The following is a 17,728-nucleotide window of genomic DNA, read 5'->3' on the forward strand; positions in this document are numbered from 1 at the left end:
CAGAAGTGCGAACGCCCAGTAATCTCCAGTCGATTTCATTGCATGGCCTATACGAGGGGTGGAAGCATTTTCCAAATACGAATTTCCTGCACCGATTCTTTCACCTTCCTCACTGAATAGCAATGAAAGTTGCAGTAATGTGTATGAAATAAATCGTAGGCGTAAGTGTCTTTGAGCCTCCTCTCGCTCCGACTCCAATCGGTCTTCCTCAATGACGGTCTGGCCAAACCAGACAGCGGGGCGCTAGGGCACGCAATTTTCGTTTAGACTGCAGCGTTAAACGGTTCCGACGCAAAGCTTATGCGCCTTATTGATGTGCTTCTGTTGACCGCTGCATCCGTGGCGCTGCTTATGTTTGTGCTTTGGCGGGTCGCGGAAGTAAAGGGTTGGCTCTAGATTGCAGGTAAAACCTGCTCTATCAGGAACTGTGGCTAAAACGCGCAGCATTGATAGCAGGCCGGTTTTCGGCAATTTCGCTGCCTTGGCCCTTTCGACGCGAGGACTCACAAACTACGTGAAGTGGCAGACGCGGCATATCGCGCGCGAAAGCCAACAACTCAAAGGGCGTGTCTTCAGCGGTCTTATATCAGCGACAAGCTCACACACACTCTCTGTCCCGCCGAGTGCCAAACCGCTGCGGTAATATTGCCGCGGCTACTCCGCACGTGGCTACGAGGCTGCCAGTGAGTCGCCGCAGACATGGACGCGCTCACCGACCTGGACCGGCGGCGGCGCCGAGTAGTTGAAATGCCGGTAGCTGCCATCCTGCATTCTGACCTGCGCCTGATAGCTCGTCGCCTTGCGCACCGCATGCTCGATGCCGTTGCCCGCTAACCCACCGCCAACGGCTCCGGCAATCGTTACCAGAAAGCGCCCGCGTCCTCCTCTAGCCTGATTTCCCAGCAGTCGACCCGCGCAACTTCGCCAGAGTTGGGGTCAACCGCGACTGGCTGGTGCGACAAGAGCCGGGGTCTGGTAGCCATCATTGTTGTTGCGGCTGGGAGCCTGCTCAATCGGGGCGCTCCGGTGATATTGAACACCGGGCTGGCCGGGCGCCTCCTCCCGCCTAACGTATCGCTTATCGCCTCGTCGCGGTGATGCGACCGGCGCGCTGGCGATTGGCACGGCGACCGATATAGCCTGGGTGAAAATGCGGTCGTGCCCGGGACGTCGGGAGAATGCCGGTCCTTGCAATACGAGTTCGCACTGGCCAGAATGGCCCCCACGGCATCGGCAACCAGAGGAGGATGCGACTGCGTTGCTGCAAGTTGGAAGTCCGATTCGCAGCCGCCACGTGCCGAAGGCAGCGGTAGAATCTCTCGGCATTCAGGGAGACCCCCCGATGGCAAAGACAATCAGCGTAAGTATCGAACAATTGCGTCCGCTGCAAGCGACCGTTGGAATGCTCGAGGTCGACGCGAAACGAAAGCACCTTTTGGCCATGAATCAAGAGGTTTGAAAGCGTTCCTTAAATGCGCACCAATTCCAACGGTCATCGGCGAACATGACCGGCACTACGTCATCGACCATCACCATCTTGCGCGTGCCCTTTGGGACGGCGGCATCACGAAGGCTTTCGCGACAGTCGTGGCGGACTTATCACGACTCCCCGAGGGAAAGTTCTGGGACACGGTTATCGAGCGACGGTGGGTACACCCCTACGATGAGCGCGGCATACTGCGGGCAATGTCTGCAATTCCCGACGAGGTCTCTGGCCTGACCGACGACCCCTACCGCAGCCTGGCAGCCTTCGTGCGCGACGCGGGCGGTTACGTGAAAACGCCTGAGCCCTTCGCCGAATTTCAGTGGGCGGAGTTCTATCGAACGCGCATTCCGACGTGGACGAATGAATTCCAGTTCAATGCAGCGGTTGAGCAGGGAGTACACCTTGCGTCGAGCCCGGACGCGCGGACGCTTCCAGGCTTCAAACCACAGGGTGCGAAATCCGGCTAAGGCTTCGTGGTGGGCCGTACTGCGCGCCGTAGAGCAGATGTCCTCAAACACCAACACATGCCCGCCAGGACTTCTGAAAGGAAGCGCAGGTAGCATGGCAAGGAATGTGGTGGCGACGTCGCCGCCGCAGACGGCATCAGGCCCGTGACGCTGTTGCCGTAGTGTTGGCTACGGCTACTGGGCGCGGCGTCTCGCGAACGGCTACATCAATCACGCGTCGCCAATCTTGTGGATTCGCATGAGCACTTACATCCTCCTGGGCGGTGGTTTCGGCATTGCTTTACTTATCGCCATCTGGGGAATCTGGCGCTTGAGGTAGCGGCGGACGTCCGTTACTGCGAGAGCTTTGCAACGATGTATTTCGTTGGCGGCTCGCACTTTGAGTGGCTCGCGAGCGAGCAGGCGTCCGCGCAAGCACCCTTGTACGCCTGGATAGCCGCCGCATCACATCCTGCCTCGATTTCGCACTCCTGCTGCTCCGGCTAGCGTACCGGCGCGGCATGCAGTCGCAAGCTTAAGAAACCCTTAACTTTGCACGCGTGACAATCTGGAAGTCTCCCCTTCCAGTTTCGCAGGGGATGTCCGGCCGAGGGGGCGGGCGCGCCACTTGCACCATGTGTGCAACCCCTTTTTTCTAACGCGCGGTGTCTTTGCATACAGTCAACTTACAGGCCCTATGTCTTCGTCTGCTATCAGCCCGTCGTCTCCGGCGACAAAAGCTGCCCCGGGTCTCGTGCTCGGCGCTATTGGTGTTGTATTTGGCGATATCGGAACGAGCCCCCTCTACACGCTGCGTGAATGTCTGAAGGCGGCGGGCGGCATTACCCAGCTGAATGTGTTTGGAATCGTGTCGCTGATTCTGTGGTCGATAATCATCGTCGTCACGCTGAAGTACGTCAGTTTCGTCATGCGCGCCGATAACGACGGCGAAGGCGGAATCCTGGCTCTCACGGCGCTTGCTTCGGGCGTGGCCCCGGCGCGACTGCGCCGCCTTCTGCTGACGCTCGGCGTATTCGGCGCGGCGATGTTCTACGGTGATTCGATGATTACACCGGCGATATCGGTTATCTCAGCTGTTGAAGGGGTGACGCTTGTGGACCCCCACCTGACCGAATGGATTGTTCCCATCTCGCTGGTGATTCTCACGGGCCTTTTCAAAATCCAGAAACGCGGCACCGGTGCGGTCGGAAAAGTGTTCGGACCGGTGATGATTCTATGGTTCGTGACCCTGGCAGCACTTGGCCTATCTCATATCGTCACGCATGTCGATATCATGCGAGCCGCGTCGCCCGTCTACGCTATCGCGTTTGTTGCGCATGCGCCAACGACGGCGTTCGTTGTTCTGGGCTCGGTGTTTCTGGCGCTGACTGGCGGAGAGGCCCTTTACGCCGACATGGGCCACTTTGGCAAAAAGCCAATCCGGCTCGCATGGCTGTTGCTCGTGCTGCCGAGTCTCATCCTGAATTACTTCGGTCAGGCGGCGCTCGTCCTCGAAAGGCCTTCGGCGGTGGCGCAGCCTTTTTTCGAGTCAGCACCTGGCTGGGCGCTCATTCCGCTCGTCCTGCTCGCCACGGCGGCGACCATCATCGCGTCGCAGGCGGTTATTTCCGGCGCGTTCTCGATGACGAAGCAGGCCGTCCAGCTCGGGTTCCTGCCGCGCATACCGGTAGTCCACACGTCGACGCACGAAATAGGACAGGTGTACGTACCGTTCATCAATGTCTCGCTTTACGCCGCAGTTGTGTTTCTCGTAGTCTTCTTCAGGTCCTCCGACAATCTGGCTGCGGCCTATGGCATTGCGGTCGCATCGACGATGCTGCTGACGACTTTGCTGATGTACTTCATCACCCACTGCCTGTGGAACTGGAAGCCGCTCGGGACGCTGGCTGTTATCGGGCCGCTGGCTCTCGTCGACGCGGTGTTCGTCTCGAGCAATATCAGCAAGGTTCTTGAAGGCGGCTGGTTCCCCCTGCTCGCGGGCGGTGTGCTGTTCACCGTGATGACCACATGGCACAAGGGACGCGAAACGGTCGTCGAGCGGATGAAAAGCGACAACCTGCCTTTGGCGCCATTGATTCATTCCCTGTGTGGCGGCGAGCACTCGCCGCCCCGCGTCAACGGCACGGCTGTGTTTCCCGGTGGCGTAGTAGACATGGCGCCGACCGCCTTCCTGCATAACCTGAAGCACAACGGGGTCATGCATCAGGTCAACATCTTTCTTGCCGGCACGACGGACAACGTTCCCCACGTACCGGACGACAGGAAAGCCGCCGTCGTCGACCTGGGGCACGGATGCTATGCCGTCACAGTTCATCATGGCTTCATGGAGATTCCAAACATCCCCGCGATTCTTGAACTCGCGCAGGAGCAGATGCCCGACTGGCAGTACGAGCCCGCAGACACGTCGTTCTTCCTGGCGCGCGACACAATTATGGCGACGGGCGCAAGCAGAGCCATGCCGCTATGGCGCGAGAAGCTCTTCGCATTTCTTGCAAGAAACGCCGCGCAGGCGGCGGAATACTACAGTCTGCCCGCGAACCGCGTTGTGGAAATGGGCGGGCAGATTAACCTCTGAAGGGCCGGCGCATTTCAGCGGTGCAATCCGGACGGCAAGCGGGTCGCGCGTTGGTCAGCCTTCGTCGATCAGTTCAGGGTGCAACTGGATGTACAGCATCGCCAGCCAGTGCCCTGGAAAGGTACGCGCAATCTGCATGATGTGAGGTGGACTGCCTTCCAGCACTACGTGGTGTTGCGCGAGCGCTTTATCGAACGCCTCGCGCACGTCCACCAGAACCCATCGATGTGCCAGCAACACCGTTGCCCCGCCAAACAGACCGAAAGCGGTTGGCGACATGTCTCCCACGGTCAGCCCTGCCAAAATGGAAAGTAGCAGTACGCATATCTCGGTAATGCATCCGGCCACCAGCAGGATGGTCAGTTGCGCCTTGAGTTTCAGACCAGGAGCCGCTTTTATGTCGAACCTCGCTAAAGGTCTTCCGAATTTCATGCATGCGCGCGGTGTCGACTCTGGCGCCGCGCCCAGCGCATCACCCCCCCCGCGACTGGCGCGCCCGGCTGAGCCTGCGACTGACTCGTGAAACCCGAGACGGGGTCTCGGGGTCGACAGGCACTACGAAACAGACACGCCCAGGAGCCGACCAACGCCAAACGTGAAAGCTGCGGCGACAAGGCCAATGACGACCTGCCGCAATGCAGAGAAAGCGGCACTTCGTCCGTTAAACAGTGACGTGAAGACTCCGATGGATGCGAGAGCAAGAGCGCTCAGGACGATACACTGCGCGATGGCGCTGAATCCATGCGTCCACAAGAAGGGCATTGCCGGGAAAATGGCGCCCACCGAGAACAGGCAGAAGGAGACGCCGGCAGCGGACCAAGGATTCCCGCCCAGTTCCGCCGGGTCCAGTCCAAGTTCCTCCCGTGTCAACGTATCAAGGGCCTTGTCCTTGTCGCGCATCATCTGCGATGCCACGCGCTTCGCCTCATCGGCGTCGAGACCCTTGGCGCGATAAATCAGCGCCAGCTCATGTTCTTCGGCCTCGGGCGAATTCTCCAGCTCGTCGGCTTCCCTGGCAATCTGGGTGCTAGCCAGCTCCCGCGCGTTGGTCACCGATAGCCACTCCCCCAGCGCCATCGAGCACGCGCCGGCAATCAGTCCGGCCAGCCCCGTCAGCAGGATTGCCTTGTTGCCCGTTCCCGCACCCGCCACGCCCATAATCAGACAGAAGTTGGAGACGAGGCCATCGTTCGCGCCAAGCACTGCTGCGCGCAGGTCGTTCCCCGACGACACCCCCTTGTGCCATGACTCCGCTGCTGCAATGCGCGCGCCTTGCGACATGTCCGGGTCGCCGCCATGAGCCAGCGTCTGGACCACTGCGGCGTGGTGATGCTCGTCGGCCGACATGCGCCCTGCGTCCGGTTGCCCGTGATATTTGTTCCGGTCTGCGTACTCGGCCGCAGCAAGCGTGGGCAATACGAAACCCGCGCCGAAAAAGTGAACCAGTGTCTGCATCAGGCGCGTTTTCACGGCCTGCCCGGTCCCCTTCGGGTGGACCCCGTTGGCCGTCAGTTTTTCGGCCCACACCTGCGCGTGGTCGCGCTCTGATTTGGCCAGGTCGCTATACACCTGCTTGCGGGTACCATCCTCCTCGACCTTCGCGAGCGTTTCGTATAACGCAGCACTATGAAGTTCATCAGAAAGGTTTGCCCTGAAACGCTTTATTTCCTGTTTCGATGCCATGGTGAAGTACGTGCCTATTTTTGTTCTCGACCACGTAGCGTAATTGATTCAGGACCCCTGAATCACAAAGCCCCTAAAGCGCGCCTTAACCGAGAACGCCAACGGTTCTCATGCCGATTTGGGTCCGCCCGCATGCACGCCCGCATGCACGCCGGCTTGCAGAGACGGGCGCAGGCCCCAGTTGCAACTGGTCAAAACACGATATTGGTGCGCACACCCACCACCGCTTCATTGCCGATACGTTGGGACGGATTGTCCGGATTGGGAATGCCGCCTGCGGGCCGGAACGCGTACTGAAAGTCCGCCTGCAACTGCCACCACGGTGTGACCTGGTACTGGTAGGTCGCCTCGATGAGGGTCTCAGCGCTGCGCGACGGATACCCCTGCGTCGTAAGCGAGGCCGTATCGCCGGCGAGGCCCTGTGCATGTGAGCCAATCTTCGCGTAGCCCACAGCCACCCCGACGACGTCGTTGTCACGCCCCTTGAACGGCGCCTTCAGCGTCACGCCCGCGTTTATACCCAGGTCTACCAGGTTACGGTCGCCCGGCGCGCCCATGACTCTGGCAAACACGCCGACCGATTGCGGACTGTCCGCGCTCGGGCGCCAGACCATCTGGTCGGCCACGGCGTAGAAACTGTAATCACCCCGGTGGCTCTGCGGGACACCCGTACTTACTGGGTTCGCAAGCGACAAGCCGGTGTTGTCGAACTGCTGGTCGGCAAATTGCTGCGTGTTGTACCAGAAGCCCAGCTTGTACGTACCGGGCAAACCGCCCGGCTGTGCGTCCGTCGGGCTGGCCGGGGGCTGGTTGATTGCATACTGCACCTCGCCGATGAACAGCGCGCTGTTGTGCAGGTTGAAGTTCGTGCCGTGACTGTTCTGTTTCTGCGGGTCGCCGACATCACTACCCGCCGGATGACCGTCGAACACACCAGCCAGCACCGTCCACGAGTCGGACGGTTTGGCGCGTACCCGCACGCCCAGCGACGAGAGCGGATAGGCCGGGCCGCCCGCCGGCATGTCGACTGACGGCAGCACGGGCCATCCGAATGTCGCGTTCATGAACGGAGTCGCGTACTGGCTCACCATGAACTCCTGGTCGAGACTCTGCTGCCCGACCTTCACATCCACCTTCCCCGCGAGCAACGACTGCTGGTACCAGAGCTCCCAGAGCCGCGTCGTGTCGTCGGCTTCGATACCGCTCGCGCTTTGCAGCGTCAGCAGGTTGCGCTGGCTGAGGTTGGTGCCATGAATCTGCAGCGCTGAAACGTTGAACGTGCCGCCCGGCAGCCCGAACGCCTTTTGCGTGTCCACCACGACACCGAGTTGGGTCAGCCCGTCGTAGGCGCCACCGCGCTTCACGCCGCCGGATAAGTTGTTCAGATATTCGCTGGTTTCCTGCAGGTTCACGGTGACGCCATAGTTGCCGAGCCACGGGCGCAACCCGCCCATGTCGCCGAACAGGTTCGAACGGTCCCAGAACCCGGTCGGTGCTGGCGGCGCCTGGTCCGCTTTCGCCGCCGGATTGTCCGCCCCGGACGAGGACGACGGCGCTTCAGTCTGAGCCGGCGTTGCGGCAGGCGTTCCCTCGCTGGCCGCCTGGGCGAAAGCGGGCGGCACAACCCCGAGGGACAGCAAGAAGCTCAAGCTGATGGGACCACCGGACATCAGCAGTCTGGTTTTCAGGTTTTTCTTCATGACGAGTGGGGGCAAAGTTATCTGACGGATGAACCCGTTCGTTTATGGATATGACACGCAAAGTGTGGCGGGACCGTGAACCCGGTCCCCGTTCAATAAAACCACCAGCTCAGTCGTAACGCACGGCCCAGTTCGTTACCGACGGACGAGGTGGACAACATAGCGACCAGAGCGACTGCAGCGACTGTCATCGCCAGAATCGCGTAGCCGGCTGGTGTTAAAGGGCTGCCCACATAGGCAACGCCAATGGCTGCGCGCGCGGCCATCTTTCCGGCGCGGCGCAACTGGTTGGCTGCGAACCTGCGTGCGCCACCGGCTTGCGGGAGCCCGCTGGCATGGGCAACCGTCGCCCGGTCGGGAGGCAGTGCGACAATGAAATGTGCCCGGGCCGCACAGGCGGCCACTCGCACGGCGCAGTCCGCGCGGACGTGGGACGGCAACGCCCGGGCAACGAGGGACATCGGGCGCGGCGCATGCACCGCGCCACCCAAAGACGCTACAAATGATTTGACGAACATAAGCCCACTCCTGTCCAGCCTGACGAAGTCAGGCGACATATGAAGACGCGATTGCGCCACGCAGATAAACCTGCGAATGGCTGTCAAACAAGGGAGCGTGCTGCTGACAGACCGGCAGAAAGCCAGTCAGTGATGAAGCGCGCTAACCCGACCAGAGCGAGTTAGCGGCGAAGGAATGTTCCTGCGGTCGCTATCTCGCGGTTACTTCGCCGGCACGAGCCGGCATCGGACTTCCACTACCAGGGCATGCGTCCACGAGGGACTCCTTTTGATGAGACTGGCGGATTGTATTCGTCTGTCGAGCGAGCCGGCAAGCAAAAAAATCAAAAGACATCGCACTCTGAATCTCTTCGGAAAAGTCACGAAACAAACGGTTCTGCTTCACATTCTCATCTGCATTTCAAATGCTTGCGTGTGCCTTTCCGTCACTGAAATGATAGAACGGTCCTAATCCGTTCATTGAAAATTATATTGGCTCTGCTTAGCGAATCATGTTGACTCCGGCTTCAGGCGGCACTTAAAATTTAAAGGTCTTCACAAACGGGGCTGATGCCTTGGACACCTGCAGTAGTCGACCTTTGAATATTTTCGCTGCCTGACCGGCAGGACGTCCGCGCTCCCTTTCATAGCCGCCGTCCTGCCAGCAGGCAGACGGTGCGCGCCGTAGTTACTCTCTCAGTGCACCCCTATTAGAGCCAAATGGCCGCAGCGATTACGTGCGTCCGTTTGGCACAGCGTCGCGAGCCTCAACTCGCGGCTGCGTGCGGTCGCGCCTTTTCGATTCACTGGCGCGGGCAAACGCGTGAATAAACACGTGCGTACCAGACGCCGATAAGGAGCCGTCATGCCGGACAGTGACAGTTGTCCCATATGCCACTCACCTTTCCTTTTTCCCGAGGAAAGCGAGTAGACCTTTGTTGCTGCGCGCATGATGCGCTCGACCTCCGTGTCTGCTGGCTTTCCGTGAGCCCCGTTAAGCCAGACACCCGGAGAAATATCATGAACTTCAGCCTCCTCCTGTCGCAACTGCCGCACGTCCAGGAATCGCGCGCCCACTACGACGCCATGCTCGCGCTGCAGGCCCCGGAAGCGCACAAATTCGCCGCGTTCTGGCAGCGTCTCAAGACGCTCATTTCGTAATTTCTCGCGCTCTTCTCCGTCATACGCAAGCGACGCCGTCGTTCGACGACTCACGCCCTTGCGTATGCCAGAGGTGCACACTCCTTTCAAAAAAATCAGACTCTGAGAAGAAAGCAAAATGTCTACTCCAACGCAGGTCTCCCCAACGCGGAGCGCCGTGCTTGACCCGGCGCACGTCGGCGATATCAGGGGCGCCTTGGGCACCATCGCCCACCACGACACCGCACCACGCACCAGCTGGTGGGCGCGCTTCCGTACACTGCTGGCTATCCTCGGCCCTGGCCTCATCGTAATGGTCGGCGACAACGATGCGGGCGCCTTCGGCACCTACACACAGGCGGGGCAGAACTATGGGACCAGCTTGCTGTGGACCATGCTGCTGCTGGTACCCGTGCTCTTCGTCAACCAGGAAATGGTGCTGAGGCTGGGTGCCGTAACCGGCGTCGGCCACGCGCGCCTCATCTTCGAGCGTTTCGGCAAATTCTGGGGAGCCTTCAGCGTCATCGACCTGTTCATCCTTAATGCGCTGACGATTGTGACCGAGTTCATCGGCATCACATTCGTGCTCGACTTCTTTGGCGTTTCGAAGATTGCCGGGGTATGCATCGCTGCTGCACTGACCATGGCAGCCGTCAGTACAGGAAACTTCAGACGTTTCGAGCGGTTTGCAGTCGTGCTGTGCCTGTTGAGTCTGCTGCTCGTGCCTGTGCTCGTGTCGATTCACCCGCCGGTTGGCCAGATGACGCGCGACTTCTTCATTCCGAACTGGCCCGCCCACTCGAAGCTGAGCGATGTGATGCTGCTTGTCATCGGCATCGTCGGCACCACGGTGGCGCCGTGGCAGCTGTTCTTCCAGCAGAGCTACATCGTCGACAAACGCATCACGCCGCGTTTCATGAACTACGAGAAAGCTGACCTGTGGATTGGCATTGTCTTCGTACTGATTGGCGCGGTAGCGATGATTTCGTTCTGCTCCGCGCTGTACGCTGGCAAGCCCGAGTTCGGCAATTTCACGGACGCGGGTGGCATTATGGCGGGCCTTGAAAAATATGCGGGCCGGACGTCGGCCGTCCTCTTTGCAGTGGCCCTGTTTGACGCCTGCATTATCGGCGCCGCTGCAGTGTCGCTGTCGACCGCATACGCCATCGGCGACGTATTCAAGATTCGCCACTCGCTGCATCGCAGCGTGTCGGACGCAAAGGGTTTCTATCTCGTCTACTTCGGCATCGTTGCCGCCGCTGCAGCGCTGGTTCTGATTCCGGGAAGTCCGCTTGGTCTGTTGACCGAAGCGGTGCAAACACTCGCAGGCGTGTTGCTGCCCAGCGCTACGGTGTTTTTGCTCCTGCTGTGCAATGACAAGGCCGTGCTCGGTCCGTGGGTCAACTCGAAGAAGCTGAACCTCTTCACAGGTGCCGTTGTCTGGGTGCTGGTGATGCTCTCCATCATCCTGACCGCCTCGGTGATGTACCCGGATATCGCTGGGGAAACGATTCTCGAGATTCTCGCTGGTGGCTCATTGCTGGCCGTCGCCGGCTTTGCCGCAACGGTGGTAATTCGCAAGCTTCGCCATGAACCGGTCGATGGCGCAGCCGAAGGTGCGGTGCAGACGTATTCGAAAGACGCGCGCGGTACCTGGCGCATGCCGCCGCTGGAGGAACTGCCTCCCCCGAATCTCACGCTGACCAAACGTGTCTGGATGGGCGTGCTGCGCGGCTATCTGCTGGTGGCTGTCGCACTGGTTATTGTGAAGGTCGTGCAGATGACGTTCCTGAAATAAGCCAGACACCGGTGCGTTCAGTACTTTGCAGCCGTTCGCTCATGCGCAGTGCCTGCTGCCCTTATCCGGGCACGCAGGCCGCATAGCACGAAAGGTAGATGTTGTGTCCAGGATTCGAACGCTCTCTGCGCGCTCGATGCGCCTCGCGGCAGACCGGTCCCGTGGCCGGATAGCGTACGTCCGGCGGATTTTATGGGACAAGCCACTCAGCCCCACTGAGTGGGCTCTCCTCGTCGCGTGGTCCTGGGGGCACTGTCAGGTTGATGGGGATGCGGCGGTAGAATGAAGTGATGAAGAAAACGAAATCGCTTTATCACGGTCACCGCTTCCCTGCCGTCGTCATCAGCTGCGCGGTTCGGTGGTATTTCCGGTTCAGCCTTAGCCTGCGCGACGTCGAGGAGTTGTTGCTCGAGCGTGGTGTCGTGGTCACTTACGAAACGATCCGTTGCTGGTGCGACAAATTCGGCGCTGAATTCGCCCGGTGCGCCAAAGCGGTGAGGCCCAGGCCGGGCAGCATATGGCATCTGGACGAGATGTTCGTGACGCTGCGCGGCGAGCCGTATCTGTTGTGGCGAGCGGTCGACGAGCACGGCGCTGAGCTCGATGTGCTGGTGCAAAAACGGCGCGATAAGGCTGCGGCAAAGCGCTTCTTCCGGAAGGTGCTGCGTTCAAACCCGGTGCCGCGCAAGATCGTGACGGACCAGTTGCGCAGCTATCCGGCGGCGAAGGCTGACATTCCTGAACTCGCTCATTTGAAGCACGTTTTCGTCAAGGCGGCTGCACGTGTGAACAACCGTGCCGAGAACAGCCACCAGCCGACCCGCAGGCGCGAACGCCAGATGTGCGGCTTTCGCGATGCGCGTCGCACGCAAGCGTTTCTCTCATGTTTTGGCCCGATCCGGCAGCACTTCGCGCTGCCCAGACATCAGATGGACGCAGCATGTCATCGCGCCGTACTCCAGGAACGCCTCGCCACATGGCATGGTGCGACTGTCACTTCCGCATCTCAGAAAGCTATTTAATAAAGACAACTACGCTTCAGCCAAACAGGTAGTCTACAGCCGTCAACTTGACAAAGCCCTTGCCAGAGCGCTACGACATCGCCGGCGCGGCGTTCGCTTTTGCGTTGATCGTGACGCTTGCGGCAAGTGGTGTGCACTCAGTCCCCCTGCTTGCAGCCCGCGCCTGGGAGACGCTTCTCGGCGGGTCACTCGGCCTGGTTGCCGCCATGATCATTTTTCCACTCCAATCTTCGGGCTCTGGAAAATAGGCTGCGACGACCACCCAATTGCCGAGCACCGATCGTCAACGCTCGTACAACGATGTCAAACGATAGCTTCCACGCTGCATACCGCCTAACAACTCGATGGCAAATACCGGGCTTGAGCGGTACTCGACAGCTCCTGCGAGGGTCTGCAATGGGCTGAACTTCCGTCATCCAACGCGATCCCGCGAGTGTCGGTTCGTGGGCCGGTTGCTGCCGGGGCGTGTCAAGGCTGGAATGCGTTGCCGCCGAGCAGCGCCGATAGCGTCGCTCCCCAGTAGCAGAATGCTGGCCTGACCGCTTCGATCGCCTACCTGCATGTCGGCGGGCCGAATGCCAACACGACCCGGCGCCGTCGCGATCGGCCCGAATGGCACTCCGGATGGCAGATGCCCAGCCGGATGAAGTGGCGGACGACGGCAATGTAATTGCAGGCGACGTGCCGGTATGCGACGGCGCCCATCTTGCGGTAACGATGGTGGTAACCGGCGAGCAGATTGTTTTCGTAAAAATCGTACTGCGTGCCATCGGCGGCGACCCTCTTGCCGTCGCCCCAGTATTTCGGCAGATCGAGACGCAGCGAAAGCTCGATCAGTTCGCGCTGGGCCGTTTCGAGTTTGTCCACACTCACGCGGCCACGTGCAGCGGCTGCACCGCTGCGCGGCAAGACGTCCGGTGAGAACTTCGAAGCTCCTGGTTTCTGCCTTTCCCCTTCCTCGAACGAACCTCCGTCGATCGCCAGGGTCCATTCGGTAGTGGGGTTCCGCGGTTGCGTGCCCGGCAGTTCAATGGCGTCAATCCGCATCCTCGCCAGCGTCAAGCGATTTTGTCTACGAATTTCTAACTCGCGACACTAGCTTCCTCCGCCATAAAGCAGCGCGTTCAAGCGTGCCACCGTGCCATCCTGCTCCGCCCGGATCAGTTCCTGACGAACCTCCGCCCGGGTCTTGCCGGAAGAAGCTGTGTTGACCTTCATAGGCGCCACCAGTTGTGCCGATGAGGGATTCGCTTGCGACACGGTGGCAGCATTTTCGTAGGTTCCGGCCGGGACGTCCATGTCGCCAGCGTTCGCGTGTGCAGCACCCAGTGCGAGGGTAGCAGCCGCAATCAGACTAAGATTTTTCATCAAAATCTCCAATTCGCAGGTTACTTTGCAATCCAAAATATCCGATGGTAACGCCGTCGCTTCTGGAACGTCCCGTCGAACGAGTCGCATAAGATCTTCTCGATCGTTTCAAACCGTCCGGCGTGTACTCGTTAAACCGCAACATTGTCGGTTCTATTCCCGATCAGCGACTTTAGGTGCTCACTTCTTCCAGAGCGTTCGCTCTGCACATATGGCTCTGCGCGGGATCCCCGCGGTCTGCCCGAGCCATTCCTCTGAGCCGAACCGTCCTGCACAAGCGGCCGCGCGGCCATCACTTTTGCGTGCTTGCGGGAGGCCGCTGCTTCGCGTCGCCTTTAGCACGGGATCGTCGTCATGACGGGTGCCAGGCTTGCGCGGAGCATCACCCTGGCAGGTCTGGCAGCCGGTTGAATCCAGGAATAACCGGGCCTAACCGACGGTCTTGCAAGCAGGAAAACACGAAGGAGGTGATCGAAATGGACATCATCGACATGGCCCGTGCATCGGGAATGACAGTCATCCTCGACGGCAAAATCGGGCGGGAGGAATATCGGAGCGCTTGCGGTTCGCTATCGGCGTTGGAGCGATTTGCTGAGGCAGTACGTCACTCCAAAGCGGGCTCGAAAGGCAATCCGATGCGCGTGCGACCGTCTATCTGCCACTCATGAGGGAAAGCCGCACGATGAGCACTGTAGGGCAGGACACCTACTAGCGGCTCCGGATCTGTTGCGCGGATGAAATAGCGGGGATAATTCCTGCCCCATTGTTCCCCGACAACACGCAACTGACTTGTTGTACGGAAAACGCAAGGACAACGCAATTGCCAGCGAAGAAGAGACAACTGGCTGGACGCGAGACGGCGAATGCTTTTCGGCCCATGAAATACTGCTGATCGCGCACCTCAATCCGATTGAGCGCCGCGGACCGGTGCGATCATCGGCGGAAATCCTGAACCGTATAAACTAGATGTTGTTCAACTCATCGCCAATGCGTGAGTCGCGCGCTCTCAGTTCCGTCAGTCGCCTGATCGGCAATAGTAATATTCCTGAAGGCACGCATCGAAAGATCCAGCTCGACGATCTTGGCGGCAGGACGATGGATGCATGACTAAACACGCGTTGCAACCACATCGAACCGAACCCCTCCGGCCGATCTCCCAACGAAATGCCTCTGATCTAGAGGGTGAACAGCAGAGTATGTCGCGCTTTCCCAGTTTTCAAAGATGGCGGCCGGCGGGAGTGCGATCAGTTCGGCTGACCACCGGACTGGTGCTGTTCACCTATGTAGGGACACATCTCCTGAATCACTCGCTGGGGAATATCTCGCTCGCGTGGCTAGAGCGTGGTCTGCTTGTACAGAAGTCCATCTGGCAGGGATGGCTTGGAACAGGCGTACTGTACAGCGCGCTCGTGACGCATTTCTTCCTGGGTCTGTGGGCTCTGTATGAGCGCCGGTCAGTGCATTGGAATCGGGGTGAGGTGACGCAGCTCGTTCTCGGCTTGTGCATTCCACCGCTGCTAGCCAACCATCTCGCCAATACGCGGATAGCATTTGCCGCGTTCGGCCTGAACAAGGGTTACGCGCAGTTGTTGTACTCGTTCTGGATTGCTTCGCCGTTCTTCGGCCGGGCGCAGCTGATTCTGCTGGTGGTCGCCTGGTCGCATGGGTGTTGTGGCGTCTGGTTCTGGTTGCGGTTGAAGCCATGGTTTGGGACGTGGCGGAGCGTGTTGCTGAGCGTCGCCGTGCTGCTCCCGGTGCTCGCTCTGCTAGGTTTCCTGCAAGGCGGACGGGAAGTGATCGCGCTTGCGCAGGATCCCGTCTGGCGCGCTGCGGCGATTCGGCCGGCGGTCGTCGGCACGGGATTGCAAAATCTCTGGCTCGCCGATCTGCGCAACGATTTTTTGCTCTTCGATGGTGGTGCGCTACTGTTGGTACTTGGAGCGCGGCTGCTGCGCACGATCCGTGAGCGCCGGCACGGACAGCTCTGCATCTTATATCCAGACGGACACAAGGTATTCGCGCCGCTCGGATTTTCGGTGCTAGAAGCTAGCCGGATGGCGGGCGTTCCCCATGCCAGCACGTGCGGTGGGCGTGCCCGATGTACATTGTGTAGGGTGCGCGTGCTCAGCGATGTACCGCTGCCCACGCCGGCCGAGGCGGAGCGGCGTGTCCTGGAGCGACTGGGCGCTGACTATCAGACAGTGCGTCTTGCGTGCCAGTTGCGGCCGATCCATGATCTCTCCGTATGGCCACTTGTGCCGCCGGCCGCATCCACGGCCTTCCTGCAACGGCGTCAGCGGGACGTCATGCCGCAAGAGCGATTCGCAGCGTTCATGTTCGTGGACATGCGGGGTTCTACACAGCTTGCGGCAGCACAACTGCCGTTCGACAGTATATTCGTAGTCAGTCGCTTCCTGAGCGCTGTCTGTGCCGCGGTAGTCCAGTCGGGTGGTATGCCAAACCAGTTCATGGGCGACGCTGTGCTCGCGATCTTTGGCTTACGCAGCGAGCCAGCCATTGCCTGCCGCCAGGCGCTCTGCGCAGTGCCGTTGGTGGCGGCCAACATTGATCAACTCAACGCTGCGCTCGAGCAGCAGTTGCAAACGCCTATCCGGTTTGGCATTGGATTGCATTGCGGCCGGGCCGTGATGGGTGAGATTGGCTTTCGCGAGCATGCGACATTCACGGCAATTGGTGACCCACTGAACGTGGCCTCAAGACTTGAGGAACTGACAAAAGAAATAGCTTGCGACGCTATCGTGTCCGAACAGGTGTTCCAGCGTGCCGGCGTTTCGGCGGGAGACCTGCCGCAGCTTGATGCACACCTGAAAGGCCGCCCCGGCCCGGTTCCCGTTCGCGTGCTGTCCAAGGCGTCCCAGATGCCTCAGGCCTGACGCCAGCTAGGAAGCGGGATGCGCTCGCAGGTCCGAGATGAAGCCGTTCAGTTCCGTGTCCCCGGCATCGGTAATTGCCCAGTAATTCATTCCTGCAGCACTCCAGTGCGCGAGGTGATAGCCCTGCCGCTGGTAGATATGAGGCGTGGCGCCCGCGTCGTCGCCCGGCCACACATAAAGATTGATCGGGTGCAGCTTGTACCGATAGACCATCACGGTACGACAATTCTTCCAGCTCCCGCAGCACGATCACCTAACGGTATTCCAGACGCAGACTCTGCAATGCCTTTTGCACCCGCTTCTGGCTCTGGCTGCGTATGAGCATCGCTTCAGGACTGTCGTCGTGATCAGCGGTACTCGTCTCAAGGCTATGCATGTCTTCCTCAAACTCCAGCGTATCCGGTGCGTGGCCCCGGTTCTGCTGATACCAGGTGTAGAAAGTGTTGCGCACGATGCTTAGCAACCAGGCGCGGGCATCGTCGCCGCGAAATCCGCCAAAAAACCGGAACGCGCGCAGATACGCCTCCTGCACCACGTCCTTGGCATCCTGGTCGTTATGCGTCAGCCATCGCGCAACATTGAAGGCCGAATTCATATGAGGTAACACGAGCTTCTCAAAGCGCTGCGCGCTGACTGGATCGGTCATTGTGAAATTCCTGCAGTAACCGCAATCCGTGACCGACAGTTATAAGACCGCCAGCACGTCGTTCTTATTCCCCGCCTGTCAAAATCGCTCCGTATTACTCTGGCTTAGCACGCGGAGGTCATTTTATCGATACACGTGCGCGGAGAAACCTTGGGGAAACGCCCCGCCTGATGCAATTTCATCAAGCTAACCAAGCCCGCCGCCGCGGATTATCTCCGGCTTGAGCCGCCAGTCACGTCCTCCCCATGCCCGGTCCGATGCACGATCCGACGCCCCTCGTCTAAATTTTCCCATACCGGCTGGCGGCGCCCTCGAGCGCGGGCAGACGGATGAGTGACTTCAAAGACATTGTATCCGCGCTGAAGGTCACAGCGACGCACTCTCTCCCCCGCGAATGCAACCCTGCCCGTGGAACGGCGAAACCCCCGCGGACGGCCGACATCACCCCGACC

Annotated in this window: 14 protein-coding genes and 2 pseudogenes; 8 read left to right on the forward strand and 8 right to left on the reverse strand. The window is 59.9% G+C overall.

The features are described 5' to 3' along the window. Positions 1-1,455 precede the first annotated feature (1,455 nt). The gene (locus P0D84_RS40920) at positions 1,456-1,953 is read left to right on the forward strand and encodes a ParB-like protein (RefSeq protein WP_408347924.1); all 498 of its coding nucleotides are present in this window, start codon (positions 1,456-1,458) and stop codon (positions 1,951-1,953) included. Positions 1,954-2,629: 676 nt separating this feature from the next. Then, positions 2,630-4,528: a potassium transporter Kup gene (locus P0D84_RS40925; RefSeq protein ID WP_408347927.1), complete on the forward strand. Its 1,899-nt coding sequence runs from the start codon at positions 2,630-2,632 to the stop codon at positions 4,526-4,528. A 54-nt stretch (positions 4,529-4,582) separates the two neighbouring features. On the opposite strand, the gene P0D84_RS40930 is transcribed toward P0D84_RS40925, so the two are convergent. The 4 genes from P0D84_RS40930 to P0D84_RS40945 form a co-directional block, all read right to left on the reverse strand. Then, a complete protein-coding gene (locus tag P0D84_RS40930; protein WP_408347930.1) occupies positions 4,583-4,960 on the reverse strand; it encodes a hypothetical protein in 378 nt (125 codons plus the stop codon). 123 nt (positions 4,961-5,083) lie between these two features. Continuing rightward, positions 5,084-6,211 (reverse strand): VIT1/CCC1 transporter family protein, encoded by a 1,128-nt coding sequence (locus tag P0D84_RS40935; protein ID WP_408347932.1) that lies wholly within the window; start codon positions 6,209-6,211, stop codon positions 5,084-5,086. Positions 6,212-6,402: 191 nt separating this feature from the next. Beyond that, positions 6,403-7,911, reverse strand: coding sequence for a carbohydrate porin (locus P0D84_RS40940; protein ID WP_408347934.1), 1,509 nt, complete (start codon positions 7,909-7,911; stop codon positions 6,403-6,405). 92 nt (positions 7,912-8,003) lie between these two features. Further along, positions 8,004-8,429: a hypothetical protein gene (locus P0D84_RS40945; protein WP_408347937.1), complete on the reverse strand. Its 426-nt coding sequence runs from the start codon at positions 8,427-8,429 to the stop codon at positions 8,004-8,006. A gap of 999 nt (positions 8,430-9,428) precedes the next feature. Between P0D84_RS40945 and P0D84_RS40950 the strand changes: the two genes are divergently transcribed. From P0D84_RS40950 to P0D84_RS40965, 4 genes and pseudogenes are all read left to right on the forward strand, one after another. Then, entirely contained in the window at positions 9,429-9,569 is a 141-nt protein-coding gene (locus P0D84_RS40950; protein ID WP_408347940.1) for a hypothetical protein, read from the forward strand. Between the two features lie 118 nt (positions 9,570-9,687). Continuing rightward, positions 9,688-11,346 (forward strand): NRAMP family divalent metal transporter, encoded by a 1,659-nt coding sequence (locus P0D84_RS40955; protein ID WP_408347943.1) that lies wholly within the window; start codon positions 9,688-9,690, stop codon positions 11,344-11,346. Between the two features lie 290 nt (positions 11,347-11,636). After that, positions 11,637-12,368: an IS6 family transposase gene (locus P0D84_RS40960; RefSeq protein WP_408347946.1), complete on the forward strand. Its 732-nt coding sequence runs from the start codon at positions 11,637-11,639 to the stop codon at positions 12,366-12,368. 59 nt (positions 12,369-12,427) lie between these two features. After that, positions 12,428-12,616 (forward strand): annotated as a pseudogene (locus P0D84_RS40965) (FUSC family protein); the annotation flags it as partial. Between the two features lie 382 nt (positions 12,617-12,998). On the opposite strand, the pseudogene P0D84_RS40970 reads toward P0D84_RS40965, so the two are convergent. Together P0D84_RS40970 and P0D84_RS40975 are read right to left on the reverse strand one after the other, a co-directional pair. Beyond that, positions 12,999-13,250: pseudogene (locus P0D84_RS40970) on the reverse strand (Tn3 family transposase); the annotation flags it as partial. Between the two features lie 213 nt (positions 13,251-13,463). Continuing rightward, positions 13,464-13,736: a DUF4148 domain-containing protein gene (locus P0D84_RS40975; RefSeq protein ID WP_408347949.1), complete on the reverse strand. Its 273-nt coding sequence runs from the start codon at positions 13,734-13,736 to the stop codon at positions 13,464-13,466. 476 nt (positions 13,737-14,212) lie between these two features. Between P0D84_RS40975 and P0D84_RS40980 the strand changes: the two genes are divergently transcribed. Continuing rightward, the gene (locus P0D84_RS40980) at positions 14,213-14,404 is read left to right on the forward strand and encodes a hypothetical protein (RefSeq protein WP_408347952.1); all 192 of its coding nucleotides are present in this window, start codon (positions 14,213-14,215) and stop codon (positions 14,402-14,404) included. A 570-nt stretch (positions 14,405-14,974) separates the two neighbouring features. Continuing rightward, the gene (locus tag P0D84_RS40985) at positions 14,975-16,630 is read left to right on the forward strand and encodes an adenylate/guanylate cyclase domain-containing protein (RefSeq protein ID WP_408347955.1); all 1,656 of its coding nucleotides are present in this window, start codon (positions 14,975-14,977) and stop codon (positions 16,628-16,630) included. A 6-nt stretch (positions 16,631-16,636) separates the two neighbouring features. Here the strand turns inward: P0D84_RS40985 and P0D84_RS40990 are convergent, their stop codons facing one another. Both P0D84_RS40990 and P0D84_RS40995 read right to left on the reverse strand, forming a co-directional pair. Further along, the gene (locus P0D84_RS40990) at positions 16,637-16,846 is read right to left on the reverse strand and encodes an anti-sigma factor (protein ID WP_408347958.1); all 210 of its coding nucleotides are present in this window, start codon (positions 16,844-16,846) and stop codon (positions 16,637-16,639) included. 37 nt (positions 16,847-16,883) lie between these two features. Then, complete coding sequence (locus P0D84_RS40995; RefSeq protein ID WP_408347961.1) at positions 16,884-17,276, reverse strand: sigma-70 family RNA polymerase sigma factor; 393 nt, start codon at positions 17,274-17,276, stop codon at positions 16,884-16,886. Between the last annotated feature and the right edge of the window lie 452 nt (positions 17,277-17,728).

This window comes from Paraburkholderia sp. RL17-337-BIB-A (assembly GCF_046025895.1).
GTDB lineage: Bacteria > Pseudomonadota > Gammaproteobacteria > Burkholderiales > Burkholderiaceae > Paraburkholderia > Paraburkholderia fungorum_C.